Below are 26379 nucleotides of genomic sequence, written 5' to 3'. Positions count from 1 at the left end.
TCCAATCCCCAAACTAAAAAGGCCTATAGATAATAGAGAAATACAAACCGTTTTCTTGCCATGTTTCTTTCCTCTGGGAATCAACAGATGTCAGAGGAATACCCCAATCTAAACGCGCACTGAAATTATTACCCTGTCGCCACTGCAAACCCATACCCGTACTGACTAAAGTATTATCAGCATTTGCGCCGCCATGATTCCAGCCTGTACCGACATCTACAAAAGGCGTGATTTGCAAGACTCCTTGAGGAATGCGGAGAATCGGTAGGCGAAGTTCGACGGTTGCTTGCACGCCATTATCTGTTAACAACTGATCTTGACGATATCCGCGTACACTTGTTTGTCCACCGATACCAAATTGTTCCACTCCCAACAATTTTCTATCTGCTAACTGCATATCAGCTTGTAGCAGCAGTAAAGTATCAGGCGCTAACTGGCGCAACCATTGAGCTTGTCCACGCCAGCTAAAAAAACGGCTATCCGGTTCATCGTTATTGATTGTGGCATCTAAAATACCCAACCCGAAACTAAATTGCGATCGCGCGGCTATGACTTGTCGGCTACTGCGTTGACTCCATTCCTGAAAAAATCGGATAGCTGAAACCCTTGTGTTTCCTTCGTCATCAGCACCAACCGCTAGAGGAAACGGCCCGATATCTTCCAAACCTAAAAATGTTTGACTTCTTTGGTGGCTGGCGGTAATTCCTAGAGTGAATTCTTGGCTGGGAGTTTGCAGCAGGGGTTGATGGAAGGTTAATTCGTAGTAGCTGGACTGGGATGTAATATCCAAGGAGTTAAAAGGATTTTCTATAACATTACTGTGAGTATTGCCATAGCTAAAAATCAGCTTACCGTTGCGCGGGTTAACTGGTAGACTATAGCTCACATCAAAGCCATTGCTACCATCAGTGTTGGTATAGCCGATATTTAAACCATCTCCCAGCCCTAACAAATTGGCTTCGTTAACATGAATGCGCCGCCGAAAACTTCCCACACTGGGACTACGTTGGTTATCCAGCGCTAGTTGAGTACTAAAAGAATCGGCTTCAGTAACTTTAACTTCTAAAATATTCGTACCCGGACGGATGCCGGCTTGTAAATCTGTAGATATGCTTTTAATTAAAGGATCGAGTTGTAATAGTTGCAGTCCTGTGAGTAGGCGATCGCGTGATAATGGTTTACCCGCAGCAATCGCCAGGCGATCGCGGATATAGCTGGGGTTAAGGCGGCGCGTACCGGTGACATTGATTTTTTCTAAACTTCCTTCTACCACCTGCATCACTAATACCCCCGCTTTCACAGTTTGCGGCGGAAGAATTACCCCAGAGGTGACATAGCCTCTATCTATATATAATTTCGTCAACTCTGAACGAATCTTCAGTAAATCATTAAAGGTAATGGGGCGTTTGAGATAACCAGCCGTCAGATTTGTTAGTTCTTGGGTACTAAAAACTGTGTTACCCACAAACTCAAACCGATCTACTATCAATGTTTCCGCTAATGTCTGCGGATTAACATCTGGCTGAGTTGGTGACTGTGGTGTAGTGGGTAGGAGTTGTTCTGGAGGCGGTAAAGCTGGTAGGGGTGCTGGTTCCGGTAGTGGTTGAGTTGAAGGCGGTTTCACCTCATTGGGAATTACTTGAGCCGCCAACCGTTGTGGATAAAAGCCGAGAATTAACCCCGTGAGCAACAGTAATATATGAGAGCGATTTGTCAACAGAATCCGATGAAGAGATTTTGTAAGATTGTCACACCTGACAAGGTTTTGAGCTTGCTTTGTGAGTGGATCTGAATAGTATGGAAATGCGTTAGGCGATCGCCTATCCAGCAAGCGGTTCATTCTCTGACATTCCCTTGAATAAGACCACAGACTTGGCTAGATAACCCCGAATAATGTAGTGGAGTGGCGACTGCTGGTTGAGTAGTCAAAACAACATCTCCATTGGCATTGTGAACCATCCCCACTGCTTCTACTAACGGAGTAGAAGTATTTGACGATAATTGCTTTAAATTCATCTCTTTTTCAATTATGCTTTCAGAATTATTACTGTAATCTCTAGTATTATTTACCACCCATTCCGGCGACCTAATCCCAGGCTTGAGCATATCATCAGGACTAGGCGGTAGTCCCCCACGTCCAGTAATCACAAATTCACTCTGCCCTTTAGCAACCCTATTGTTAGGAGAGCCACAGCCTTGGGCAATTAATCGAGAAGGGTCTACTAACTGTGTCGGCAATTCAACTAGCCCCTGAGTAGGGTCAATGCTCAGGGTTTCAATCGCTACCTCCCCGTCTTCACCATAATCAGAACTGGCGCTAATTTCGCTAGTGCCATTGGTAATAATCGCGTTTAGTTCATTTGGACTCAACTTTCCCCGATTTTGAAATCCTAGAGTACGGTTGGCACTAATGTTAATCTTGCCACCATTACCACCAAAAGCATTAGCAACGATATTACTGTCTTCTGATGGTACTGCTACGATAAATCCACCCTTAGCATTAATCCTGATGCTACCTCCATTACCACCCGATCCTTCTGCACCTGCTGTAGTGGAAATTTTACTCTGGCGGCGAAGCCACAAATTTAGTGTTGTGATGTTGATATTGCCACCATCTCCCTTACCTGGACTCTGAGCTTCTATTGTTCCTTTGTCAGCAGTCAAAAAATTAGTTGTAATTGCAATATTTCCACCCTTACCTGTTGCTGCGTTCCTAAGACTACTGGAAATTTTACTATTGTCTAACAAAATAGAATCTGAAGCCGTAATAGTCACATCACCCGCATTCCCTTTACCAGATGTGGAAGTATCTAATTCAGACCCATTCTTAATAATTAGTGAGCCTGCGGAAATATTAATGTCACCTCCAGTACCATTTTGGTCTGAAGAAAAAACATCAGCTAATATTACTAAACTGTCCAAACTTACTAAGCCTTGTGATTCAATACTTACAGTGCCACCATTTGCCCCACTGCCGTCATCATTACGGCTACTAGCTATGCTGCCTCTGCCACTTAAGATATAACTATTTTTAATCGAAATTTCTTCAAAGCTGTAAATAGTTATACTTCCTGTATTACCATCAGATGAATAATTATCTACATTCAGACCAGAATTATCAATATTAACTCTTTTAGGCGTAATTTTATTACTATCGCCAACGCCAATAAATATCCGTCCCATATTTCCATTACTAGATATCTTACTACCATTGAGAATGGATATTTGGTCATTAGCGTTAATCATGATATCTCCGGCAAAGCCGGAACCAGAGTTAGTAACATTTAATTGAGAACCATTTAAATAAATAGAACCTCCGGTAGAATTAATTGCGATATTATTATATCTTTTCTGATCATTATTAGTGATAATATCACTGTTGCTAGAGGCTTTTATGTTCTTAAATATATGAATATCGCCTACAGCTTGAATCGTAACATCTCCAGCAATTCCATTGGGAGTTGTAGATATAATCTCCCCATTTATATCAATTGTTCCTTGCTGACTGTTTAGGGAAATATCACCACCAGCTTCGAGTTTGCCCTGTAAATCTAAACTTCCAGCATTTAGCGTCAAATTTTTTCCTGTTACCAAATTCCCTTGATTAGTAATACTTGCTGTTTGCTGTAAACCATACTGTACACCTACAGGTACACTCATTGTTAACAGTGGTGCTTGGGGATTAGTGGCACTAAATTCACTACCATCAGGAAATTCAAAACTGTCGGCTGTGGTAGCAAACAAAGAACCTTGAATATCTAACTGGGCATTTGTCCCAAAAATAATACCATTGGGATTGAGCAGATATAGATTAGCTGCACCATGTACGCCCAAAGTACCCAAAATATGAGAAGCGTTACTCCCAGTTACTCGACTAAAAATATCTGCAATGCCTGTAGGGTTGGCAAAATATACTCTTTGTCCGTTGTTGACATTAAATTCTGTAAAACTGTGAAACAGGCTGCTTCCTCGTTGGACACCACCTTCAATTAAGTCAGTCTCATGTCCTTTGATGTTGACACCAGTTGTAACACGGGAGCTTTGATTACCCAAAGTCGTATCCGGTGTAATTTGTGCCGAGCTAATATCACTGGTCAATATTGATACTACGGACACTGAGATGATGGTTCCTTTTGCTAGGAGCAATCCAGCCTGGGACTGAGCAAAGTTCCTGCTGTTATTCACTATGGAATTGAAGTTATGTTACTTAAAGACTGGGAATAAGTTGTTACCAATTAAAAACGATACACTACACTTTGTCAAGAATTTACATAGTAATTTTTTTAGATTAATGTATAGTTTTTTGTAATTGATTTTTCTGTATATGCTTCGGAAATAGTAGTAGGTAATCATTGGTTAATAGAGATAAACCTATTATCAGAAGTAGTTACAAGAATTTTTGCTATAGCTCTACTCATTCTCTGAAAAATTGGTTATTTTTACTATGTAACTGAATTTAATGTCAATTTCAATACATTAAGTTATAAGGATTATGAATTGCATATTAGACATGAAACTGAGAATTACTACGTAAAATACTTAAGTTGTTGCAACTTCTACTGCGAATAAATGGTAAATTTTTTCAGGCTAAATTTCAGATCTAACCAAGCAGCAGCAGTTACGGTATCCGAAACCGCAGAGTTACCGGAGGCGCTAGAGCAATTAGGGCTAAGTAATTCCCGTCCCGTTTTAGTCATTGTAGGGGGTGCTAGTCAGATTAGCGAAGCTGACTTTTTGCGTATCCAAAGCCTATTTGTGAAAGTTCTAGCGCCAATTGCCCAAAGCTTGGGGGCTTATGTAGTAGATGGTGGAACGGATGCGGGAGTGATGCGATTGATGGGTGATGCCCGTAGCCAAATCAATGGCCAGTTTCCTTTAATTGGTGTAGCGCCCACAGCAAAAGTAATTCTACCCAATCAAACCATTGTCCTGGCTGATGATGCTACACCTCTGGAGCCACATCATACTCATTTTGTACTAATTCCTGGCAGTCAATGGGGTGATGAATCTCCCTGGATAGTAAAGGTAGCAACTCTTTTAGCTAATAACTTACCTTCGATTACTGTCCTCATTAATGGTGGTGAAATTAGCTTTATTGATGCCTTAAATAGTGTGATTGCTGGACGGTTAGTGATAGTGATTGCTGGTAGTGGGAGAACGGCAGATAAAATTGCTTCTGCTTTGAATGGAGATACAACTGATGAACGAGCTAAAGAATTAGTAGCATCTGGTCATATACAAACGATTGACTTAGAAGCACCGCCAGAAGAATTAATCCATACGATGACAAACTTACTTTTAAATTAGGAGTGAATGATGGCAAATAAGGATGATTATCAAGAATTTCTTAAGGGAAAGTTTACGAGTTTAATTGATTCGTTAAATCTCTCGGAATTACAAACACAATTTCTGTTTTCGCGTTGGTTAGATCAAATGCTGTGGATGGAAGCACAAGCAGGTAAATCAAGGAATAGATATTACAGATTACGATTGATCACAATTATTGGGGGTGTGGTTCTCCCTGCTTTAGTAAGTCTCAATATTAACAGTTCTGAGGTGCGGGAAATTTTTGTTTGGGCTACTTTTTCTCTTAGCCAAATTGTAGCAATTAGCGCAGCAGTTGAGGAATTTTTCCACTATGGAGAACGCTGGCGACACTATCGCCGCACGGCAGAATCTTTGAAAACTCAAGGTTGGCAATTCTTTCAATTAACTGGCCCTTATGTGAATTATGGAACACACGATAAAGCATTTAGTTCTTTTGCCAATCAAGTGGAAGAAATTATTCAGCGAGATGTAGAAGTTTATGCTACTCAGGTTGTGCAAGAGAAGAAACAGCAAGAAAATGGTAATGATGACAAACAAGATAATGTGAAAGAGAACAAAGAGAGTAAGGTATAGCTGTTGACAGATTTGAGAGCCTTGATAGGGATTTGTATTAATAGAAACTAACGCAACCTACGGAGCAAATCCCAACTCTATTGTTTCAATCCTTAATATAGTTTTTCTTATCCTAATGAATTACAAATGACAATAATTAAACGCAGATGGACACAGATATTGACGAAGTCTTCCCGCAGGGTACGCGGATAAATTTGTACCTCAGCAGCTAGGAAATGCTATGGAGATTTGTGTTATAGCGATTTCCAGTTAAGTGAGGTACAGATAATATTTTGAAACGCAGAGGGGCGCGGAGTAAAGCGCAGAGGTACGCAGAGATTTTTACTTCAGCAGACTAAAAAACCCTATAATATAAACCTCAGGCGACTTGCTAGAAAAAACAATTTTATTAGGTTTCAATCCCTGATAGGGATTTGTGTTAATAGAAACCTGGGGCGATGGATACCAGAGATTAGAGGGCTAGCACGTTTCAATCCCTGATAGGGATTTGTGTTAATAGAAACTTTCTAAAATAGCTTGAGTTTTAGCGACGCTTCCCTTTCAATCCCTGATAGGGATTTGTGTTAATAGAAACCTTTTCTCGCAATTTAAGGGCGGAAGAGTTTACGCCTTTCAATCCCTGATAGGGATTTGTGTTAATAGAAACCGAACAGAATGCAGAAGTCGCTAAATTTCTTTTCTTTCAATCCCTGATAGGGATTTGTGTTAATAGAAACGGGAATGTAGCTAGTCCCGCCGCCGTTGAAGCTCTTTCAATCCCTGATAGGGATTTGTGTTAATAGAAACCTTCTTCCTGCCTGCGTCTCGGCTAAAAAGTCTTTCTTTCAATCCCTGATAGGGATTTGTGTTAATAGAAACGTTCCACTAAGTGAATTAACATCACCTCTCCTTCTTACTTTCAATCCCTGATAGGGATTTGTGTTAATAGAAACTGTGGCTATTTATCCGCTTCATTTGATCGACATCTTTTCTTTCAATCCCTGATAGGGATTTGTGTTAATAGAAACCGCTCACTTAATAGAACAAGGTGATCTGCCTCTCCTTTCAATCCCTGATAGGGATTTGTGTTAATAGAAACTTGAGCCGAACTCCGGTTGCACCGATTTTAAAATCTTTCAATCCCTGATAGGGATTTGTGTTAATAGAAACCTGTGCGGAATCAAGAACAGAGCAACTGAGGTCTTTCAATCCCTGATAGGGATTTGTGTTAATAGAAACATTGGGGTGTTCAATATGGAAGGTCAAAATGGCAAGCTTTCAATCCCTGATAGGGATTTGTGTTAATAGAAACATCTGTGAGTACGCCACCAGCCGCAGCGCCGCCGCTTTCAATCCCTGATAGGGATTTGTGTTAATAGAAACCTTACTGGAATGATGAGGGCGAACTGCTACTGGATCTTTCAATCCCTGATAGGGATTTGTGTTAATAGAAACTCCTCAGAAGTATCATCTACTCCCGTGTATTGCCACTTTCAATCCCTGATAGGGATTTGTGTTAATAGAAACCCAGTGATTCGGCTAGCCCTTCTAGTCCCAGCCACCTTTCAATCCCTGATAGGGATTTGTGTTAATAGAAACTTTTGGGCGTTGAGGATGCAGCGATCGCGAGTACTTTCAATCCCTGATAGGGATTTGTGTTAATAGAAACTTGCCGAACATCTACCGCCCCATCCACTATCTGCCCTTTCAATCCCTGATAGGGATTTGTGTTAATAGAAACAACTGAGGGCATAGGCTTAAGGAACAATTGTTCCTCTTTCAATCCCTGATAGGGATTTGTGTTAATAGAAACTTACTCTACTTATCTTTTTTATCAAAATGCAAGCTTTCAATCCCTGATAGGGATTTGTGTTAATAGAAACCCGAATTAAAACCACGTCCAAGGAACATCAAAATTAACTTTCAATCCCTGATAGGGATTTGTGTTAATAGAAACATTGATTGGGAACACTCTTGAGGGAACTGTTTTAGCTTTCAATCCCTGATAGGGATTTGTGTTAATAGAAACCTTGACTTGTACAATCGCTATATATTTTAGTTTCGTCTAAAGTGCTTTCAATCCCTGATAGGGATTTGTGTTAATAGAAACTTGGCCAGAGATATTTCCCCTCGACCAATCATCTCTATCCTTTCAATCCCTGATAGGGATTTGTGTTAATAGAAACCAAATATTGTGAATTAGTGGGGCGTTGTAAGTTAGGCTTTCAATCCCTGATAGGGATTTGTGTTAATAGAAACCAGTCCTCACGTTGATAGTCAGTTCAATCACGATAGGAATCTTTCAATCCCTGATAGGGATTTGTGTTAATAGAAACGCATTAACAGAAGATTGTCTGCGATAGAGAAATATATACTTTCAATCCCTGATAGGGATTTGTGTTAATAGAAACCCCGCCCGCAGCATAGGCACTGTTTGCCGCAGAGACTTTCAATCCCTGATAGGGATTTGTGTTAATAGAAACTGTCCAGGTCTGAAAAGCTTGCTGTATTTGGTTTTCAAGGTTCTGTTTCGTCAATCTCAGATTAAGGTAGCTTTTCGGAAGCTGAGTTGTCAAGAGTGAGTTGGAGAAAATTGGTGCAAAAGTATTTATGGTGAAGGTTTGGGGTGTTTGCGTCAACCTCAATTGTGGTGTTGGAGGGTTCAAAAGCATGAGTGGTAAGGGTTTGGGACGATAAATTTTAGTTTGTTTGCCCAACACCTATAGGTTGACGCACGAGTTAAGCAAAAAATACGGTAGTGTCTATTGGCATTTCGCCGCCGATGCGCTCAACTTTTCCTTGACAGCAAGCACAGAGGTGATAAAAACGGATGCTGTCTTGGTCTGGTTTGATGAGTTTGGCTAGGCGCGATCGCAGTTTAGCATACTGAGTAGGTGTCAGGTCACATTCAAAAACGGAATACTGCATCCACTGTCCGTAAGATTTAAGAACCTTGTGAATTTTAGTACGGCGTTTATCTTCTGGTACATCGTAGGAAATTACTAAATACATAAATTAATTCAAAATACCCTGCGGGAAGCTAAAGCTACAAAATTCAAAATTCAAAATTTATCTATCTCATGACCAAAGGGGGGTATTTATCTAGTTCTCCCATGAGGTATTTAGCTAGGAGTCTAGCTTGAATTTCAAAAGTTTCTTGATAGGTATACTTTTTCTGCATAACAGGATGTTTGAATTGGGTTTGTTTCTTTTCTTGATATAATCTCAAGAAAATATGTAAACCTTCTTTAGTCAGTGAAACAGCGTTACTTATAGGTTCAGTAACAAAGTCTTTTGGTGAAAGCATCCGGCGATTAATTGCTGTGAGAACAACAGCATCGACTATTAAGGGTCGAAACTCTTCCATTAAATCTAATGCTAGAGAAGGTCTACCATATCTTTCTGTATGTAGGTATCCTAAATAGGGGTCGAAACCGACGATATTTAATGCTCCTTGAATATCGTGACGTAGTAAGGAATATCCTAAACTCAAGAGTGAATTTACCGGGTCTATAGGTGGGCGACGGTTGCGGGTATGAAAGCTGAAATTATCAACTCGGATTAGTTGATTAAAGCAGCCAAAATAGGCAGCACTACCAGCACCTTCTAAACCCCTGATTGTATTAATTGAATTGGCTTTGTCGATGGAGGTGATCGCATGAGATAATTGACTGATATTACTATTTAAATCAACCTCATATCTGCGCTGTGCTTCTAGTAAACTATGGCGGTAATTTTTCAGTTTACCTCTAACAAAACCTTGGGTAACATGAATTGCTTGGTCTGATTCTCCAGCAGCTTTCCATTGAGCAGCACGGACGAAAATATTTTTACCCATTTCTGGCTCTAAACTAGCAAGATATTTACCGTTATTGGTGAGAAATGTGAGGGGAATTTTCTTATCAATGAGTTCAAAAATAGCCGCAGGGGAAATACTAGCCCTTCCCATCACAACTAACCCATCAATTTTAATTAAAGGTACGTCTAAAATTACCTTCTTCTCAAATTTAACATTCAGACGTTCATCAATTTTGCTAATAAATGAATCATCCTGTGTAACGTAAACAGTTCCCATGATTTCACCTACAATAGATGTGAAGATTATTCGTCAGTACAAAATATTATTAACTAGAACCTAAATCTCAGCGCCCCTCTCTCTTGAAAAGTTTCCTACGGAGGGAAACCCTCCTTCAGAACTTTTCGCTGCGCCTATCTCAGCGCCCCTCTGCGTTTAAAATTCCGCCTCAATTAACTAACTTCTTGATAAGTTCTTACCCTATCAATAGCCTTAGGTAAACATTGCAAATTCAGACTGCATCCTTGACAGCGTTTGCTATAATTTGGTATGGGCATTATGCCTGTAGTGAGTAAATTTGTGACTGCTTGAATTGTAGCGATCGCACTTTCTCTTAACTCTTGATTGATCTCTACTAATTGTCGTTGATGAGAGTGGGCATAATAGATATATCCAGTCGTAATATTTTGCCCCGTCATCTCTTCTAAACATAAAGCTTGAGCGCAAACTTGTAACTCATCATTATCCCATTCGCCTTTATGTCCCCGCTTATATTCCACAGGATAAAATTGACCATCGGCTGCTTCAATTAAGTCAGATTTACCAATGAGTTTATACTGCTCTGACTTCAACCAAATTGCTCGAACCTGCCAAGTTTCTTCTCGCTGATTTTGGCTTGTAGTATGGACGCGATCGTGTAAAGTTGTACCTTCGATGGTGTATTGATTATCAATAAATTCGCCCGCACAAAACATCCGCCAACAGCGATGGGAACAATAGGCATATTGATTTAATGCCGCAATAGGAATGTATTCAATGTTCATGGTTTTTAGTTATTGCAGAAGTTACACCACAACGTCTGTATAATATTCATATTTAATAGGCATGATTGCTTCCTTGTTTTTCCGTTATGCAGAATACAACCGCCGAATCATACCCATTCCCATTGTAGTTTTACGCCCTATTCCTGCATACATAGCAAAGTCTGCTAAGGCATTGATTTGCTTAATTTGAATTGGCTCTATATCACCTAAAATTCGATAGTTGATTTCTCCAAGAATACCAATAAATTTACTACGAGAATCGGCTAATATTTCTGTGTGAATATTGAGAAACGAGGGAAAAATTGATTCAATGGCAATTTCAGAAAATTCTATACCACTGTATTTATTCCATCGGGAAAGGAGAGAGTTAAATACACATTCTCTGGTGGGAAGGGTGGTGTCAAATTTTCCCTGGCGGAAGGCTGTGGGTGTGGTGAAGGTAAAGTTTAGTGTACGATTATTTACGAGCGATCGCACATCATTGCTCTCACCAGCTTGCTCATACAATTGAGCATAGGTAGTAGCATTTGCCCAAGGTTGGGTGGATTGGGGTGTGCCTTGAATGCTGGTAATATACAAGTTAGCCGGGCCGAGATGCCAAGGATGGCTAGGGTTAAGATTAAGCCATAGTTGCGTTAGTTGGCTAAATAAGGTGTCATCAAGTAAGGAGATGCGCCACCAACAAGGCGTTCCGGCGGGGATGGCTTGCTGATGGAAGTATTGCAATGATTGGCCATGAGGGATTTTCGATTTATATCTACCCCGTTCCTCTCCCTTAATTTGCAAGGGAGAAAGGGTGAAGGCTTTATCGGCGGTAGAGTCGTGCAAGCGATCGCCTAATGTGCTATCAACAGAACTAACAAGGGTGAGAAATAAGGCGTGTAAATGTCTACCGGTGATATATTGCGGGGGAATGGGAGATTGGGGAAGCAGGTTTAAAACTAAGCTATGAGGCATATTAACAATTCAAAATTCAAAATTCAAAATTTAAAATTAACCCTACTTACGTTTTTTAGTGGTAGATTGAGCCACTCTGGATTCAATGGTAAATTCTGGGATGTCTGCGAGTTCTTCCTCACTTAAACTATACTGTTCACAAACCAAACTCAAACGATTTCCTGGCGTTTTCACAGCGTTAACAGAGTGGGTTAAATCACCTTGAAAGTAAAGTAAGGTGTTCATTTGTGGTTTAATTTGCCCTAGTTGACGTTTGTGTGATTTGAGTACCAGTTCTCCCCCGTCCATATTTTCCGGTACACGCACATAGAGAACGCTGACAAACATCGGTGGTTCTATGGTTTTGCAGTAGGAACGCAGGGAACGATCTATATGGGGATCAACACGAGAACCTTCTTTCAGGAGTAAAGGGTTGAGGTAAAAAGCGTTACAATTAGCATGGAGAGCCAAGTCTAGATAGGGTTTGAAGTAGGGAAATTTTTGTTCTACTGTGGAGATATGCGATCGCCTAAACACCACAGAAAAGCCTTTTGTACCCACAAAATCGCGGTTAAGGTTGTTGACTGCAAAGTAAGGACAAGCGTGGATTTCTCCCCACAGGTTGTTGAGATAGTCGCCAGGGAAGGCGTTTGCTTGTTGTTGATAGTGTTTCACTGGTGTAGGAGAATGGGAGGGGCGATCGCTAAATTAGCGTATCTCAAATTTTACCCCTCTTTCTCTCTGCGCCTCTGCGCCTCTGCGCCTCTGCGTGATTAAAAATCAAACTAACCACGAAAACGATATTCCATCCGAGCCGGAATTTTCAAATTCTTCACATCATCAAAATAGTAATGTTGCCCTCGCATTTGCACATTTTGAATTAAACTAACTGGAGGCATATTAACCACATCGTAGCTAATCACCTGATTAGTAAACATCACATCCAAAGGATTTAAAGGATGAGTACAAGTAAATACACCTTCAGTATTTTTAGGTTTTGGTAACTCTGTAACTGTCACCTCAGCCTTACTCATCCACTTACCCAAACGAATCCACTTTGGTAATTTGAGTTGCTTTTGGGAAATAACAAAAAACTCAAATTCACTTTCCGGTGCTATTTCTTTTGCTCTGCCAAAACTAGGGATATTCTTCTGAGTTTTCTCCATCTCCACATGGTAATTATTATTTGCATATTTCCAAGTATTGAGAATAGCAGAATGACTAATTGCCAATGCTGGAGTCACGTAAATACCCTGTTGATTAAGCGGCGTTAAATGCTCCTCATATTTTGGTACTTGTTCAGGACAGAAATAGCGATAGGAATGTTCTTCAGCTACGGTAGTAGAGTAGATTTCACTATCAATTAATCCCAGTGCGTAACAGAGAGCGTAATTATGAATTATTGGCTCAGTTTCATACAATCGCCCAATTTCTCGCGTGGCATAATAAAGGCTATCGTGCAATTGTAATTGACAACGGTAAATCAATACCATCACTCTTTCCCCGCTTTTGCAGCAGTTTTCTTTTTACTAATATGCTTACTTGCGTAAGCTTTAGCCTCTACATCAGCCTTTTGCAAGATGCTTTTAATTCCTGCTTCATTCGCCGTGAGACTTTTCACTTCTTTTAACAGAGGCTCGAAAGCATCACCTATAAAGTCAGTATGGACAATAAATTCTTCAGACATCAAAGTTTCAATGGCATTTTTAGCAGCATTAGTTACTTCATCTTCATCCAAAGGATCAGGAGATTTTAAAGAATTATTAGTCTGCATCTGGTCATATATAGCTTGAGTCCAGCGTAGATTACTGGTAATTTCGCCATCAGCAAAGACAACACCAATTAACTCATTTCTTACCCTACCTGTGCGGGTTGTTTGCGCGCCATAATGACGAGTCCTTATGATGTTATTAAAAACATAGAGGAAACTAGCTTCTGTGGGGTCTTTGAGGGTGACAATACTGGGGAAGAATACTTGTGGTCTGATGTGGTCTTGTTGGTTAATTCGGCTAGTAACTTCACCGGGTTTTGAACCATTTTCTCCCTTAGAAGCCATTGTGCCATTTTCAAAGGGGGCGTTAAGGGTGAATGTTTCGTGAGATTCATCGAAAGCAGTAATTGAAAATGCTGTATCTACAACAACTTTTGATTTTTCTGAACCAGAATCACCAATAGCAAAACCATAAATAATACAATCAGGATTATCCATTGCGAAGTTAACGTTATATTCGCAATCTTCTGGTTTCACTAATTCATATTTACGTAATAATTCCCGTCCTACTAAACGTTCTGGGGTAGACTGTTTGCGTTTGAACATGGACAAACGACTAATTGTTGTCTTATCTTTAATCCCGGCTCTAACTCTGGCTTTATTTAATTCGCCATCTGTCTGAAATAAAGGGTAAGATTCGGTGATGCGAATTGTGAGAAAATGGGCATATTTTCCCATTGGTTTATAAGGAATTTCAGATTGAAATAGTTGGGAATCAACAGTTTTGAGCAATGCCATAATTCATCTCCAAATAATTTAGTAATTGTTGAGTTAGATAGCTAATTAATCATCATCAGATTCAGGGTTTTTATCCTCTTTAGCTGCATTTTCTTTGTCATCTTCTAAACGGTAAAGAAACTCACAAGTATCACGAATTAAGTTGAGTTGACGACCTGCTAAACGCGCGCGATCGCCTGCAAATGCTTTCTCAAATACTTCGATGACAAAATACTTGGCAAAATCCAAAACAGCTTGTCTTTCTTCCTCGCGTTTACTCATTACCCAACGTCCTTCCGCAGTGGAAGCATGAACGCGATCCATGAGTCTAAAAACTTCTGCTGCTACCCCTACAACTAAGGTTTCACCGTGAAATACACTTGACTCAGCTTTGAGGATAGTTTCCGCCGCAATATCAATGGGTTTTAAAACAGCATTAGATTTAGGATTATAACGCTTATTCGCTCGATAAAAACGGCGATAAAGCTCTGTTAAATTCTTCGGATGATTCAGACTCGATTCTGATTTCACAGTCAATGTTTTTGTATCCATATCATACTGCACATAAGGGTCAAAACAAGGATAAAAATGATAAGCATAAAGCCTAATTTTCTCGATGCGTGCTGTTTCTATTCCTTGGTTACGTACCCAACGATTGAGGTAAGAAAAAACGTACAGAGGACTAGTTTCAAAATCCTTTGCTAGTTCCGTAAATCTACCCCAGTTGGCATCATAACCAGATTTGCCTTGTCTAGCATTCACATCCAAGTGAATCGCATAGGCGGCGGTAAGCACATTCAGAGGTGCGGGGTATTGAATGCCATTGTCATCCCAACCTTCCAGGATGTAATCTAGACGAAAGCGATCGCGTCTGACTAATGCACGGAAAGCATGAGGCGCACTATCCAGAAATACGCTTTCTTCAAATTCCGCACCATCATTAAAAGGAGGAATTGGTGACTCAGACACCACAGTTTTAACATCTAAAATCATCGGGAAGGCAAACGCTAACCAACTAGGCATTATCCAAGATTCGGTATCGGTGCTATCTCGTCCTGGTGGTAATGCCATGAAGTAAAATGTTAAAGGTTGGTCATCAGGATAAGACAGTTTAAATGTCCGGTCTTTTTCCCGTTCTAAGTTTTCATCAATTAAAAAAGCATCGACACTTTGATACTTTTCTCGCTCTAAATTCGCCTGTAAGTCTTTGCTGATAAAATGATTACGGACGCTAGTATCAAAACGAGTTTGAGCAATACCGTTGTATGCTTTCTGTAAAAACTTGTTGGTTTCTGGTGTGAAATAATAAGTCGGGTAAAAATAAAGATAGCGATATTTACCATCTTCAAATCGTTTACCCACGGCTTGAGTTTGATTCATTAGAATTTGCCTTAGCATCATCTCCACACCCGCAATACTAGAGATGTTGCGCTTGGCGTTAGAACCTCCTAACATTTGCTTATTTGTATAAACTTGGGGAGTAAATAAAACTGCCGATTCCATCTGTTCTGTCACTGTATAGGCAGAATGGGAGATTGAACAGATTAATTGTTTTCCCCGTCCTGGTTTTTTGGCAGCATTATAGTTATTTAACTCTGCTAAAAATGTATCGACTTGAGTTTTAGCTGATGCTTCTTGGTTCGTGTTGGGTAACATCACAACTCGTGACACCCACAGCCTTAAATCATCCCAACCATCAGGTAATTTGTACTGTGAAATGATGGGTGAAATTAAACCTGTGAAATATTGAATCACTTGCTGACAAGTTTCACGAACACTTTCAATCCCAGGATGATGTTCTAAATATTTAGCAGCTAGATAATACCATTCATAGGGTACACCTCCCGTATTGCCTTTTAATTTATTTTCTTTCAGGCTTTCATTGATGTGTTGAATTTCTCGTATTTGGGGTAAGTAGGCTGTCAAGTTCCAAAATTCTGCAACCTTATGGGTTAAATCTAAAGCTGGTACTGCTGGCAGCTTTTTATCCTTCTTGCGAATATCTTCAATCCGATTTACCGTTTCATCCCAGATTTTGCGACTAACTAAATCACCAAACTCTGCTATTTGATCAATACGGATATCATCATCAAATTTAAAGTCATAATCAGCACATAAAACACCTTGTTGCTGAAACTTAATTAAATTCTCACTGCGACTTTTAGCAACTGAATCTTTGTTGGGGTTTAAGATGCGTAAAGTTGCATCTAAAGCTACCTGCATCAAGCCAGGAGACTCAAAAAACAAGTTGTAATATTCAGCATATTTCATGCCTTTACCATCTCGACCAAAACCCGTTTGTCTCAGGCGTAATTGTCCTGCACAGAGTGATTTAATATTATCAACTACTCTGTCTGGTAAGTCTTCGGTTGAAATCGGTGGTGCATGACGCGCGGCTAAGTAAATTACGCCAGTTGGCAGATATAGCAAAGGCTCATAGTATGTATGCTCATCTGTATTCAGACTAGTATGAGCCTGAATTAAAGCATTGTTAACTACATTAGTTAAAACACCTCTATTTTCAGCAATGCTATGATAGGTAAGCTTTAATTGTCCATCACTTAAAAAGTGGAGAACTTCTTTAAGTTTGGAGTGTTCTGCGTCTTGGGGGTGTTTAACAATGGAGGCGAGAGAATCAGCCAGCAAAGTTAAACCTGATAGTTGTCGCAGAGTGCGATCGCGCAATACTGGATTCAACCCGAACTCGGAAAAATTCCAGTTAGTATCCCAGCGACTTTGTGCATTATAAGCCATGCACAATAAATCATCAATATATTCTTGATAAGCCTCTGAATTTTCGGGATTGATAAATTTATCTAATCCTAATTGACGAATTTTTGCATCAATAATAGGACGATGTTCAGCTAACGGCAACTTGCGGCAATCATTCGGCACATCAGGGAATTTTTCAAAGTCATGTAAAATAAAACCAGCAATTACTAACCGCCGTTCTCTTTCTTTCACCACTCGCCGGACAGTTGTATCAAGTTGCTGTAAACGCCTCTCAATTAAATTAGCAGGAAATAACCCATTTAATAAATGTGTATTCAATGATTGATCAGCAGCGTTATCGCGTCTAACTTTAGTTTTTCCTGCTGCTTCCCGTTGCTGGTCAATTGCATCAAAATACTTACCACCTTTAGCAGTGACACCAATCGCTATTCGCAAGAGATTTGGTAACACATACTCAGCAAAATCTGTCATTACTGCATCATCTGGATTTTGTGCCTGAATTGCTTCTCGTAGTAGTTTCAGGCTGAGTAATTCTCCTTCGGTTTCGATAGTGCGGCTACCATCACCATCAAATCCAAAATCACCCGATAACCAATCATGATCAGTCATTGTTTTATCTCCAAAATTTTACTCCACTCCTTCTAAAAGTTTTGCCACTTGCTCAGGAGCAGGAAGTTGATTTCTTAAGTCTTGAGGTAATGAAGAAAATACTTTGTAAGTTGCCACGCCAATTGGCTTATTGGATTCTCTCAGTGCATATTCAACAATAGTTTTGTTCTTAGATTTACAAAGAATAATCCCAATTGATAGATTTTCATCTGGTAGTCGAGATAAATCATCCAACGCTGCTAAATAAAACTGCATTTTTCCTACATACTCAGGTAAAAATTCTCCAGTTTTTAACTCAACAGCAACTAAACACTTTAATTGCCGATGATAAAGCAATAAATCAATAAAAAATTCCTGATCACCAATTTCTAAGCGATACTGACTACCAACAAAAGTAAATCTACCCCCCATTTCTTGCAGGAATGGTTCAACTCTGGCTAAAATCGCTTGTTCTAGTTGCCGTTCGCTATGTTCATCCGCTAGTTCTAGGAAATCAAAAGTATATTCATCTTTAACAGCTAGTTTTAATTGATTACGAATCTCTGCTGGTACGGTTTGGTTAAAATTTGTCTGGTTTAGAAGAGTTTTTTCATAAGTTTGATTTTCGATTTGGTGAATCAAAACATTCTTTGTCCAACCAAATTTACGAGTCATTCTGAGGTAAAATTCTCGTTCTAGGTCATCTTTGCACTTCTCTAAAATGACTATATTGTGAGTCCATCCAATTTCTGCAACTAATGGTTGCAGTTTTTCATTTTGGCTATACGCGATATAAAAGCTTCGCATATTCCACATATTACGAGTAGAAAATCCGCTAATACCAGGAAACTCTGTTTGTAAGTCTTTTGCTAACTGTTCCACTACAGATTTACCCCAGTCTGCTTCCTGCTGTTGGGTAACAATCATCTTTCCAATATCCCAGTAGAGGGCAATAAGTTCTTTATTTACTGCCTTCAGTGCTTCATATTGAGCAGAACGAATGCGTTGTTTAACTTCTACTAGTAAATTTCTGTAATCGTCTGAAATGGGGTTATTCATAGCGAAAATTGGTGCTATGTTTCCTTAAAATTGGTAAACTTTTCATCTTATCTATAGTTCGTTGGTGGTCGAATTCTCACCCTACCTAATTCGGCAGTTACAATTGCACCTGATGCTAATTCATTTCCATAAAGCGTAAGTACTTGCAAACAAACTAATGATTGCTGTCTGGAACTGAGATTGACTAAGCGCAATATGCCGTAATGGGGAATCCCTCGCACAATTGCTAACTCTCCGAAGTCCTTATCTCTTGTGATCAAAATTCGACCTTCGCGGTAAGCTGTGGCCAAAATTTCTTCGTCTCCCGGATCTTCAGACCAATCTCCAGTCCAAACAGCGTCATACCCTGCGGCTATTAAATCTGCACGTACTCCTCCCCACACACAAGTATCTAAAAGTAACTTCACTATTAAGACTCCACAGGTATGAGTTCAATTCTTTCGTGACCCACTAGTCGACGAGCATAGACTAAACAGGCTAGTACATCTTCCCTTTCTAACCAGGGATAACCTTCTAGTAAGGTTTCGATTGTGTCTCCAGCCGCCAACATTTCTAAAATGTGTTCAACTGCCAAACGACGACCTCTAATAATCGGTTTACCCCCAAAAATTTTTGGGTTGACTGTAATTCTCTCCAAAAGTTGTTGTTCGTTCATGGTTTACCTCAAAACAGAGAGAGAAGCGTCAGTTAAGATTTACTGCTTGAGGTTTGCTCTTTAGCTATACTCATGCCAGCCATCTGCTGAACGCATCTGAGCGTTTGGCATCTGGGGGCTGAGATTGCTTATGGCTGAACTTAATGCCGCAAGCTATTAAGAGCTTCCCTCTCTGATTCAGAGATTTTCTGTTTACATGAGATCACTTCACATAAACCAGAGAAAGTTTACACTGCTATTAGTCGATATTTATGTTTTCGACCAACTCCAGCCCAAGCAGTTTCAATCTCATAACCCAATGTGCGAGCTTTGTTAATAGCATCTGCAAAAGGATAACCAACTTTTATAGCTAGTTCATCACCCAAGTGCCACGCACCATCACGCAGAACATCTATCAAAAGCTCAACTTTAGTCTTCTTGCGTTTGGACATTTTTAGTTTTATCTCCTTCAATATTAGGCGGATACACAAAATCCTTAAGCTATTATTCAGTTTCAGGAATTGCATATTCAGAAACTAAACCAAACGATAGCTAGTGTCAAGCCATTGAGTATCTGACATATTTAACTAGTCAAATATGTCAGGACTTGATGGCGCTTAATATTGTCTACTATCTGCTATTCTCAAATTAAGGCGGAAACTCAACCAGTTAACTTGGTGAGAACAAATCCCTATCAGGGATTGAAACAAATACGTCTGAACTTACTGGCGTAAGCTTCTTCTCCGTCACAATAACCAAAATCCCTATCAGGGATTGAAACCTCAAGCAATCCATATTTCATCTCCTTTACTTTTAAAGGTGTATGCCAAAGTGTCCAGCAACAACGCAGAATGACCAAAAGCTATGGAATAAGGTGCTGTCGTATCATGAAAACTGTAGCGATCGCTAATTGGGTAAATCTGAAAGTGCATCGGTAGCCTTAGCCGCATCCGCACTTCTGCCACAGGACGGCGCAGCACATAACAGACTAAACCTTCCTTCTTCAGTCGTTTGTTGATTTCCCCAATCCAATAGTTTTCAGGTTGCCAAATTTCCACACCCGTTAAAACTTGAACTTTCCAAGCATCAGCAATTGGCTGCAAGTCGCCAGAGTAGGTAAATTTCCAGTTCACCCTTTCCTCACGGTAGGAACGCAACTTCATAAATGCTAGACAGTGAGCAAATCTACCTTTAGCTATGGGTTGTCCGGTACGCGCTGCGGTTTCCTTAAGTGTCCGTGTAAATGCCGCTTCCGTCCACACTTCGATTTCTAAATTACCTAAAATTCCAGGTAAATCGTAGGTTTTAAATCTGTCTGCTTCGTTTTCTTCCGTTAAATCATACAAACCACATTGCAAAGGACTCGAACCGCGAAAACTAGCAGCATCATCACCAATGGGATTTCCCTGTTTACCTGATAGTGCTTGCCAATCTTTTGCCCATCCTGCAACACGTCCAGCTACAGATTTTAAACTGGTGTCAAATACTTCCTCACAGGCTTTTAGCAACTGTTCTCGGCTTTGGGCGTACTGTTGTTTAATGGTGCGATCGCCTAATTGCCAACACAAGTAAAATGACTGTACTGCACCCCAACGTTTATAATAGCCACGAAAATCATTGATTTGGCGATATTTATCCGCGATAATCTTATGAAAAGTCGGGCGATCGCAAATCTTATTCACCTCTAAAGGTGGTGTATCTCCCGAAAATAAGCGTTCTACCAAAAAGTTAGGAACTAAAGCAAACGCTGTAAAATTTTGAAACTTAATTTTTGCACCATCTTTTTCATAACCGTCATGCCTACCCAAGCGTCCCAAGCGTTGAATAAAGTTACCAGCATCCGAGGATTCAAAAATTAAAAAATTGATTTTAAAATCAACCCCGACATCAATTGTGCTGGTTCCTAAAACTAAATCAGCCGACAAACTCCGCTCTTTTTCCGCCTTTCCTGATAACCCTGTATTTTCTCCTACTTGTAATCCATGAGGCTGTAAAATTTCTTGAAAAAATGGAGTCAACCGTTTTACTGCTGCAATTGAGTTAAGAATAATTGCGCCTTTACTTCCTGGATATTGCTGAAACTGCTCTAAAATTAAATTACTATTTTCCTTTAACCAAACTTCTGAGGCTTTAAAACTCGGCTCTAAAGGAATAAAATCCAATGATATTGTCCGCGCAACTTGTCGCCATCCTTGAGTTTTAAGTTGCTGTTCTAATTCTGGATTGTCAGGAAATTGATATTTTTCTTGTGCAATTGGGTTGATTTCTTGACAGCGAAATCCTGCTAGTTTTAGCCTATCAATTAAATTACTATCTGGTGTCGCAGAAAGAAATAGAAACTTCTTCCGGCGATTTGTACAGCGAATTAACAACATCGTGTTAATTACACTAGCTATTTGTGGTGCTGCGAAAACGTGAAATTCATCAAAAATAAATAAGTCAAAATCCTTGTCTATTTTTCCCCAGAGTTTATCGGGACTGTCGCTACGAATTATGTAAGCCCCTCTATGTAAATAATGGAAAATATCTGGGTTTGTTAATAACGCTTCTCTTTGGCTAGTGAGAGTACCAATTGCTTGACCTTTTTTCAATCCCTCATTTTCTGCATAAACTTCTAAATCAGCCCCACTCAATCTAACTACACGGGGTTGATTTTCTGGTTTGAATACTTCTATATATCCCTGAATTTGTATTTCTTGATCACGGGCTAATTCATTAGTTGGGTAAAGTCCAATTGCAGAAAATTCACCCTGGAGAACTTCTAAATATGCAGCCAAGCTTTTACCATCGCCTGTCATTGCAGTATTGAACACTACGTCAATATTGGGATTGCGTAGTGCTTGTAAAGTTGCGGCTTGATGCCAAGATAGTGACCAATTTTCAGGTATTTGCACCCCATCAGGTGTGGGGACGGTTTGAGAATAAACGGACTTGAGAGTAATTTTGTAACTTTCGGACATAAACTTAAATAGTGTCCGTAACTGGTTGTTAAAAACTATATTGGCACGCAAAATAGAAGTTGACAAGAGATTATACGTGTGAAGTGTACGGACATTTTTAATGAGTCGCAAAGGTCAGTCTATAACGCTATCGGTATCAGAACGGGATAAAGCTGAGTTAGAAAACTTGGCTCTGGAATTTGGTATGATGTGGGGCGATCGCCCGAACATCTCCAAGTTGATAGAAGCGATCGCTCGTCATCATTTGACTATTGGTAAAAATCACGACTGGTCAGAATCGCGTATCCGTGCGCTTGACCGAGCAATGAGAGTATTAGCAGACATCGGGCAAAATGAGCAAGCGCAGATAATTGCAAAATTATTACTTGAACGTAGTGAACTACCAATACCTCTACGTCCCGACATCGAAAATTTTTTAGGAAACCTACCCCCGCAGTGGCGTTTAGAAATAGACCGTTACATCTTACGCCAGCAGCCGTTTCAACTGAGTTATCAAGATGCTAGACATCACGTCTGGAATTTCAATGTCCGTTACGCCGAAGTTAACCTTCATGAAAAGCGTCAATATCTTGATTGCTGGTCTGAAGAGACTGAGGGTAACTTGGATGTGGCAGAATTACGGCACAATTGGAGTCTACGTTTAGATAGGATACAAGATGCTGCGGTATTACCTGTTACTGGTGAATGGCTTTCGGGGTTAGCAGAGATAGATGTAGAAATACATTTATTAGGTAATTTAGGTTTTGCTTATCAAGCCAAACCAGAAGATATTGTCAATGAATGGCTACCAGATACAAAACGAGTGCGGCGAGTTGTCAGGCGTGTCTCTAGTACCTTTTGGTTTATTCGAGAAATTATGCAATATACCCCCGATTGTGTGATTATAGCGCCTGAGAATGTGCGATCGCTCCTCAAACAAAAACTCCTCACCCTCTGCCAGTTGTATGACATCGAAACCAGGAGTTAAAAAAGCTAGATTGTTATCAAATAAATCTGCGATCGCCTTTTACCCAGGACAATAACCTGGGTAAAGTCTTGGGGTACTAGCGGCGTAAACTCCGAGGATCAAGGGCATCCCTAAGGCCATCACCGAGTAAATTAAAAGCTAAAACTGTCAAAATAATTAACACGGCTGGCGGCCAAATTAACCAAGGTTGCAGCACTAATATGGAAGCATTGCTAGCTAGAGATAGCATATTACCCCAAGATGGGTCTGGTTGTTGGATGCCTAAACCGATGAGACTGAGTATTGCTTCTGAACCGATAAAGCTAGGAACCGCCAAAGTAGCAGAGATAATTACATAAGTAGCAGTTTGCGGCAGAACATGACGCAGAATAATATATATTGGCTTACCACCCATAGCCCTGGCGGCTTGGACAAATTCTCGTTCTTTGATTGACAGCACTTGTCCACGAATTACCCTGGCTAACCCAGCCCAGCTAATTACAGAGGTGATCAAAACTATGAGTAAAAATCGCTGACTGCTAGTTAAACCAGCCGGTAAAACTGCCCCCAAGGTAACTAACAGATAAATACTGGGGAAAGTCATCAGCACTTCTGCAATCCGCATAATAATGCTGTCCGTCCAACCACCGAAATAGCCGGAAATTCCCCCTATTAGCAAACCGAGGGGAAAAGTAATTACCACCCCAATAATGCCGATAAACATACTAATGCGTCCACCATGTAGGAGGCGGCTAAATTGGTCGCGGCCTTGTTCGTCCGTACCTAAGATGTTGAGTTTTGCCCCATTATCTGCACCGAATAAATGCCAATTTAAGGGGATACCGGGGATAATTGTGGTTTCTTCCCACTTGGGGGGTAGGGGTAAACTTAGCTGTAACAGTCGGTATTCTGGCCCAGAGACAAAGAAACGCACAGGTGAGGGCTTTTTATCGTCTACAATGAGTTGGCGATCGCCTGTTTCTAAGTCTGTATTACCTTGTGTTGTGGGATAAACGTGGGGGCCGATAAACTTACCTGATGTTTTTGAAACCCAATAAATCTTAGTTGGCGGTAATAGCGAACCATTCGGTTGAGAAGTGTAAGGGTCGTATGGAGCGATAAAATCAGCCGCAATCACCGCCAAATAAAATATTAAAAGTAAAATAGCCCCAAATTGCGCTAAAGGATTTTTCTGAAGTCTTTGCCACCAATTCATAATTTATTTGCCTTTTGTCTGGTGTCAGTGGTCAGTGGTCGGTTGTCAATGACCAATGACCAATGACCAATGACTATCATCTAAGCATGGAGTTGTTCAACTAGGTAGAGATGTTCCTCTTGAGTTCTTTCATGTTCTACCACAAACACATTCGAGTAAAGATTAGCCATAATTTGTTTACCTTGCTGTGTCAGAGATAGATAGCGTAAACCATCTTTAATATAAGGATGAACACCATTCCAGTAAAACTTGGCATAGTTTTTGCGTAAATCGGCTGGCGTTTCGTAGCCTAAAACTTTATTGATGCCAGTTTCTTCAAATTCATAGAATAAAGATGTAATTTTTTTCAAATAACGCGGGTCGCTTAATTGCCCAATCAAATCAGCAGCACGCACTAATCCAGCAAAGTTAGTTGTTTCTTGATGGTCTTCTGCTGTGGGTACAGGAAAGCGAGTCCATTCAATATTGCTTTTAATTACTTCAGCATCTATCAGTTTATGACCGCCAAAACGCTCATCAATAAATAGTTTAGCTCTATCAACATGATAGGGTGTCAGACTAGCATCAGAAGCTCCAGGCAACAGAGAAATCATTCTGCCATTATCACCAGTCGCATATAATCCTGCGTGTTCTTGGTCTTGTCGGCAGACTCCTTTAACATAGCCGATATCATGGCACACCAAAGAAATGATAAAGTGTAACCAGTCTTCGCTAGAAACGCCACCTTCTCGGATGTGTTTACCACGCAAAATTTCTTGTCCTACAAGAGTAACTAATACTGAATGTTCGACATTGTGATAAAGCGCATCACTATTAGCGATGTTTTCCAAAGCCATGCTACCAGCCCAAGCGATGATGTCTTGGTAATCATTCTTTAAACAACCATAAGTCCGAGTGTAACCTTCTCGAATTTGGTTCACAAAAGCATCAATTAAAATTTCTGTAGCGTTGAACATATTAGTTACTCAAGTTGGATAGCAATTCCCGCTTTTTTGTTGACAAAAATACATAATCAGGAAATACCCGATTAGAACTGAAGATAATTCAGATTCATCCTTTTTAACTCAGGTATTACTGTGTGTGCTAGCTAAATTTATGTTTTCGCTAGAAAATACATTAAGCAGTTAAGCTAATGCGCGTCTAAATTGCATAACTACTAATAAGGACTGTTAACTGTTGGCCGTTGACAGTCAACAGCCCTCACGACGGATTGTGCAACTTAAAAGCAAAATAGCTTATCACTATCTATGTTCCGCATCTTTTCACTGTATGACGGTGATCTGAATACAGTAACATTGTGACGCAAGTATGAACCATGACCTGTGGTAGGAAGAATGTCATCTCTTTCTTCCCTGGGAGATCCTGCACGTTTTGTATAATACCAATTCTCCAAAATCAAGTAACACATCCAAACCTTAAAACCCAGACCAAATCTGACTTTCTTAATTTTGAATTTTGAATTTTGAATTTTGAATTTTGAATTGGTATAAGAGATTGTGCCAACACATGATGGGAATGCAGATATTATCTACACTGCAAAAATAGGCGTTGCTGATTAGTGGGATGATTTTTATCGGGCTACGTCCCCGCTAACGCTAACACGCATACTGTAAGCAGAACCCGCAGGGTAGACGCATACCGCTAACGCGGAACCCGTTCGCGTCTCCGTACCCTACGGGAAGCAAGCTACGCGCAGCGTCTCCGACAGGAGAAGGAGAAGGGTAGAATCAATATTCTGCTTTGTACAAAAGCCTCAGTTCATCCCGCATTTATGCAACGCCCAAAAATAGTGTTATAATCCTACCTGTTAATGCGGGCGTAATTCAGTGGTAGAATGTCACCTTCCCAAGGTGAACGTCGTGGGTTCGAGTCCCATCGCCCGCTTTGAAAAAAATCCTTATTCTATAGGCATTATAAGGATTTTTACTACACAGACTATCTTTGAAAGCAGTATCTTTTTGTCTATTGATTAACAATTACTCATATCTTGTACCTAATTGGATAAAAACTGAATAAAAATATAAGTATATTCACTATATTTAACTGGTTTTTTATTAAAAATTAACTACTGTAGTCGCTTACATCAGTGTATGCTCATAT

The 26379-nt window shown here is 40.1% G+C and carries 20 protein-coding genes, 1 tRNA gene and 1 CRISPR repeat array; of the genes, 4 read left to right on the top strand and 17 right to left on the bottom strand.

The features are described 5' to 3' along the window. Window positions 1–13 precede the first annotated feature (13 nt). Together GSQ19_RS00580 and GSQ19_RS00575 are read right to left on the bottom strand one after the other, a co-directional pair. Window positions 14–1840, bottom strand: coding sequence for a ShlB/FhaC/HecB family hemolysin secretion/activation protein (locus GSQ19_RS00580; RefSeq protein ID WP_011320863.1), 1827 nt, complete (start codon window positions 1838–1840; stop codon window positions 14–16). Then, entirely contained in the window at window positions 1837–4185 is a 2349-nt protein-coding gene (locus GSQ19_RS00575) for a two-partner secretion domain-containing protein (protein WP_158647775.1), read from the bottom strand. The genes GSQ19_RS00580 and GSQ19_RS00575 overlap by 4 nt, the downstream gene beginning before the upstream one ends. A gap of 384 nt (window positions 4186–4569) precedes the next feature. On the opposite strand from GSQ19_RS00575, the gene GSQ19_RS00570 reads away from it, so the two are divergent. Together GSQ19_RS00570 and GSQ19_RS00565 are read left to right on the top strand one after the other, a co-directional pair. Then, on the top strand, window positions 4570–5307 hold the full coding sequence (locus GSQ19_RS00570) for a hypothetical protein (RefSeq protein ID WP_011320861.1): 738 nt from the start codon (window positions 4570–4572) through the stop codon (window positions 5305–5307). 6 nt (window positions 5308–5313) lie between these two features. Continuing rightward, window positions 5314–5901 carry a DUF4231 domain-containing protein gene (locus GSQ19_RS00565; protein ID WP_224311705.1) on the top strand — a complete coding sequence of 196 codons (588 nt, stop codon included), beginning with the start codon at window positions 5314–5316 and terminating at the stop codon, window positions 5899–5901. A gap of 392 nt (window positions 5902–6293) precedes the next feature. Continuing rightward, window positions 6294–8363: a CRISPR direct-repeat array (repeat unit 37 nt; unit sequence CTTTCAATCCCTGATAGGGATTTGTGTTAATAGAAAC). A gap of 256 nt (window positions 8364–8619) precedes the next feature. On the opposite strand, the gene cas2 is transcribed toward GSQ19_RS00565, so the two are convergent. The 13 genes from cas2 to cas3 all read right to left on the bottom strand — a co-directional run bounded on the left by cas2 (window position 8620) and on the right by cas3 (window position 22117). Continuing rightward, a complete protein-coding gene (gene cas2, locus GSQ19_RS00560) occupies window positions 8620–8892 on the bottom strand; it encodes a CRISPR-associated endonuclease Cas2 (RefSeq protein ID WP_011320858.1) in 273 nt (90 codons plus the stop codon). A 61-nt stretch (window positions 8893–8953) separates the two neighbouring features. Continuing rightward, window positions 8954–9955: a type I-D CRISPR-associated endonuclease Cas1d gene (gene cas1d / locus GSQ19_RS00555; protein WP_011320857.1), complete on the bottom strand. Its 1002-nt coding sequence runs from the start codon at window positions 9953–9955 to the stop codon at window positions 8954–8956. A 173-nt stretch (window positions 9956–10128) separates the two neighbouring features. Next, on the bottom strand, window positions 10129–10719 hold the full coding sequence (cas4, locus tag GSQ19_RS00550) for a CRISPR-associated protein Cas4 (protein WP_011320856.1): 591 nt from the start codon (window positions 10717–10719) through the stop codon (window positions 10129–10131). An 84-nt stretch (window positions 10720–10803) separates the two neighbouring features. Further along, on the bottom strand, window positions 10804–11676 hold the full coding sequence (cas6, locus tag GSQ19_RS00545; protein ID WP_011320855.1) for a CRISPR-associated endoribonuclease Cas6: 873 nt from the start codon (window positions 11674–11676) through the stop codon (window positions 10804–10806). Between the two features lie 42 nt (window positions 11677–11718). Next, on the bottom strand, window positions 11719–12330 hold the full coding sequence (locus GSQ19_RS00540; protein WP_011320854.1) for a 2OG-Fe(II) oxygenase: 612 nt from the start codon (window positions 12328–12330) through the stop codon (window positions 11719–11721). A gap of 110 nt (window positions 12331–12440) precedes the next feature. Further along, window positions 12441–13148 (bottom strand): type I-D CRISPR-associated protein Cas5/Csc1, encoded by a 708-nt coding sequence (gene cas5d / locus GSQ19_RS00535; RefSeq protein WP_011320853.1) that lies wholly within the window; start codon window positions 13146–13148, stop codon window positions 12441–12443. Beyond that, the gene (gene cas7d / locus GSQ19_RS00530) at window positions 13148–14164 is read right to left on the bottom strand and encodes a type I-D CRISPR-associated protein Cas7/Csc2 (RefSeq protein ID WP_011320852.1); all 1017 of its coding nucleotides are present in this window, start codon (window positions 14162–14164) and stop codon (window positions 13148–13150) included. The genes cas5d and cas7d overlap by 1 nt, the downstream gene beginning before the upstream one ends. A gap of 45 nt (window positions 14165–14209) precedes the next feature. Continuing rightward, a complete protein-coding gene (gene cas10d / locus GSQ19_RS00525) occupies window positions 14210–17485 on the bottom strand; it encodes a type I-D CRISPR-associated protein Cas10d/Csc3 (RefSeq protein ID WP_011320851.1) in 3276 nt (1091 codons plus the stop codon). 18 nt (window positions 17486–17503) lie between these two features. Beyond that, window positions 17504–18523, bottom strand: coding sequence for a PDDEXK nuclease domain-containing protein (locus GSQ19_RS00520; protein ID WP_011320850.1), 1020 nt, complete (start codon window positions 18521–18523; stop codon window positions 17504–17506). Between the two features lie 47 nt (window positions 18524–18570). Next, a complete protein-coding gene (locus GSQ19_RS00515; protein WP_011320849.1) occupies window positions 18571–18930 on the bottom strand; it encodes a DUF5615 family PIN-like protein in 360 nt (119 codons plus the stop codon). A 2-nt stretch (window positions 18931–18932) separates the two neighbouring features. Continuing rightward, entirely contained in the window at window positions 18933–19178 is a 246-nt protein-coding gene (locus tag GSQ19_RS00510) for a DUF433 domain-containing protein (RefSeq protein ID WP_011320848.1), read from the bottom strand. A gap of 227 nt (window positions 19179–19405) precedes the next feature. After that, window positions 19406–19609, bottom strand: coding sequence for a hypothetical protein (locus GSQ19_RS00505; protein ID WP_041456365.1), 204 nt, complete (start codon window positions 19607–19609; stop codon window positions 19406–19408). Window positions 19610–19939: 330 nt separating this feature from the next. Next, window positions 19940–22117: a type I-D CRISPR-associated helicase Cas3' gene (gene cas3, locus GSQ19_RS00500; RefSeq protein ID WP_011320846.1), complete on the bottom strand. Its 2178-nt coding sequence runs from the start codon at window positions 22115–22117 to the stop codon at window positions 19940–19942. A 100-nt stretch (window positions 22118–22217) separates the two neighbouring features. On the opposite strand from cas3, the gene GSQ19_RS00495 reads away from it, so the two are divergent. Next, window positions 22218–23084 carry a WYL domain-containing protein gene (locus GSQ19_RS00495; protein WP_011320845.1) on the top strand — a complete coding sequence of 289 codons (867 nt, stop codon included), beginning with the start codon at window positions 22218–22220 and terminating at the stop codon, window positions 23082–23084. Window positions 23085–23160: 76 nt separating this feature from the next. Here the strand turns inward: GSQ19_RS00495 and GSQ19_RS00490 are convergent, their stop codons facing one another. Together GSQ19_RS00490 and GSQ19_RS00485 are read right to left on the bottom strand one after the other, a co-directional pair. Further along, complete coding sequence (locus tag GSQ19_RS00490) at window positions 23161–24279, bottom strand: ABC transporter permease (protein WP_011320844.1); 1119 nt, start codon at window positions 24277–24279, stop codon at window positions 23161–23163. Window positions 24280–24359: 80 nt separating this feature from the next. Next, window positions 24360–25235, bottom strand: coding sequence for an Npun_R2479 family HD domain-containing metalloprotein (locus tag GSQ19_RS00485; protein WP_010995724.1), 876 nt, complete (start codon window positions 25233–25235; stop codon window positions 24360–24362). An 856-nt stretch (window positions 25236–26091) separates the two neighbouring features. Here GSQ19_RS00485 and GSQ19_RS00480 point away from each other — a divergent pair. Next, a tRNA-Gly gene (locus tag GSQ19_RS00480) sits at window positions 26092–26163 on the top strand. Window positions 26164–26379: the final 216 nt, after the last annotated feature.

Origin of the sequence: Trichormus variabilis 0441 (genome assembly GCF_009856605.1) — a bacterium.
Lineage (GTDB): Bacteria > Cyanobacteriota > Cyanobacteriia > Cyanobacteriales > Nostocaceae > Trichormus > Trichormus variabilis.
This window is presented reverse-complemented; position numbering and strand designations above follow the sequence as displayed.

Coding starts and splice junctions, on each gene's coding strand:
- GSQ19_RS00580 (WP_011320863.1), bottom strand. CDS start 1,840: ATGAACCGCTTGCTGGATAGGCGATCGCCTAACGCATTTCCATACTAT.
- GSQ19_RS00570 (WP_011320861.1), top strand. CDS start 4,570: ATGGTAAATTTTTTCAGGCTAAATTTCAGATCTAACCAAGCAGCAGCA.
- GSQ19_RS00565 (WP_224311705.1), top strand. CDS start 5,314: ATGATGGCAAATAAGGATGATTATCAAGAATTTCTTAAGGGAAAGTTT.
- cas2 (WP_011320858.1), bottom strand. CDS start 8,892: ATGTATTTAGTAATTTCCTACGATGTACCAGAAGATAAACGCCGTACT.
- cas1d (WP_011320857.1), bottom strand. CDS start 9,955: ATGGGAACTGTTTACGTTACACAGGATGATTCATTTATTAGCAAAATT.
- cas4 (WP_011320856.1), bottom strand. CDS start 10,719: ATGAACATTGAATACATTCCTATTGCGGCATTAAATCAATATGCCTAT.
- cas6 (WP_011320855.1), bottom strand. CDS start 11,676: ATGCCTCATAGCTTAGTTTTAAACCTGCTTCCCCAATCTCCCATTCCC.
- cas5d (WP_011320853.1), bottom strand. CDS start 13,148: ATGGTATTGATTTACCGTTGTCAATTACAATTGCACGATAGCCTTTAT.
- cas7d (WP_011320852.1), bottom strand. CDS start 14,164: ATGGCATTGCTCAAAACTGTTGATTCCCAACTATTTCAATCTGAAATT.
- cas10d (WP_011320851.1), bottom strand. CDS start 17,485: ATGACTGATCATGATTGGTTATCGGGTGATTTTGGATTTGATGGTGAT.
- GSQ19_RS00520 (WP_011320850.1), bottom strand. CDS start 18,523: ATGAATAACCCCATTTCAGACGATTACAGAAATTTACTAGTAGAAGTT.
- GSQ19_RS00510 (WP_011320848.1), bottom strand. CDS start 19,178: ATGAACGAACAACAACTTTTGGAGAGAATTACAGTCAACCCAAAAATT.
- GSQ19_RS00505 (WP_041456365.1), bottom strand. CDS start 19,609: ATGTCCAAACGCAAGAAGACTAAAGTTGAGCTTTTGATAGATGTTCTG.
- cas3 (WP_011320846.1), bottom strand. CDS start 22,117: ATGTCCGAAAGTTACAAAATTACTCTCAAGTCCGTTTATTCTCAAACC.
- GSQ19_RS00495 (WP_011320845.1), top strand. CDS start 22,218: ATGAGTCGCAAAGGTCAGTCTATAACGCTATCGGTATCAGAACGGGAT.
- GSQ19_RS00490 (WP_011320844.1), bottom strand. CDS start 24,279: ATGAATTGGTGGCAAAGACTTCAGAAAAATCCTTTAGCGCAATTTGGG.
- GSQ19_RS00485 (WP_010995724.1), bottom strand. CDS start 25,235: ATGTTCAACGCTACAGAAATTTTAATTGATGCTTTTGTGAACCAAATT.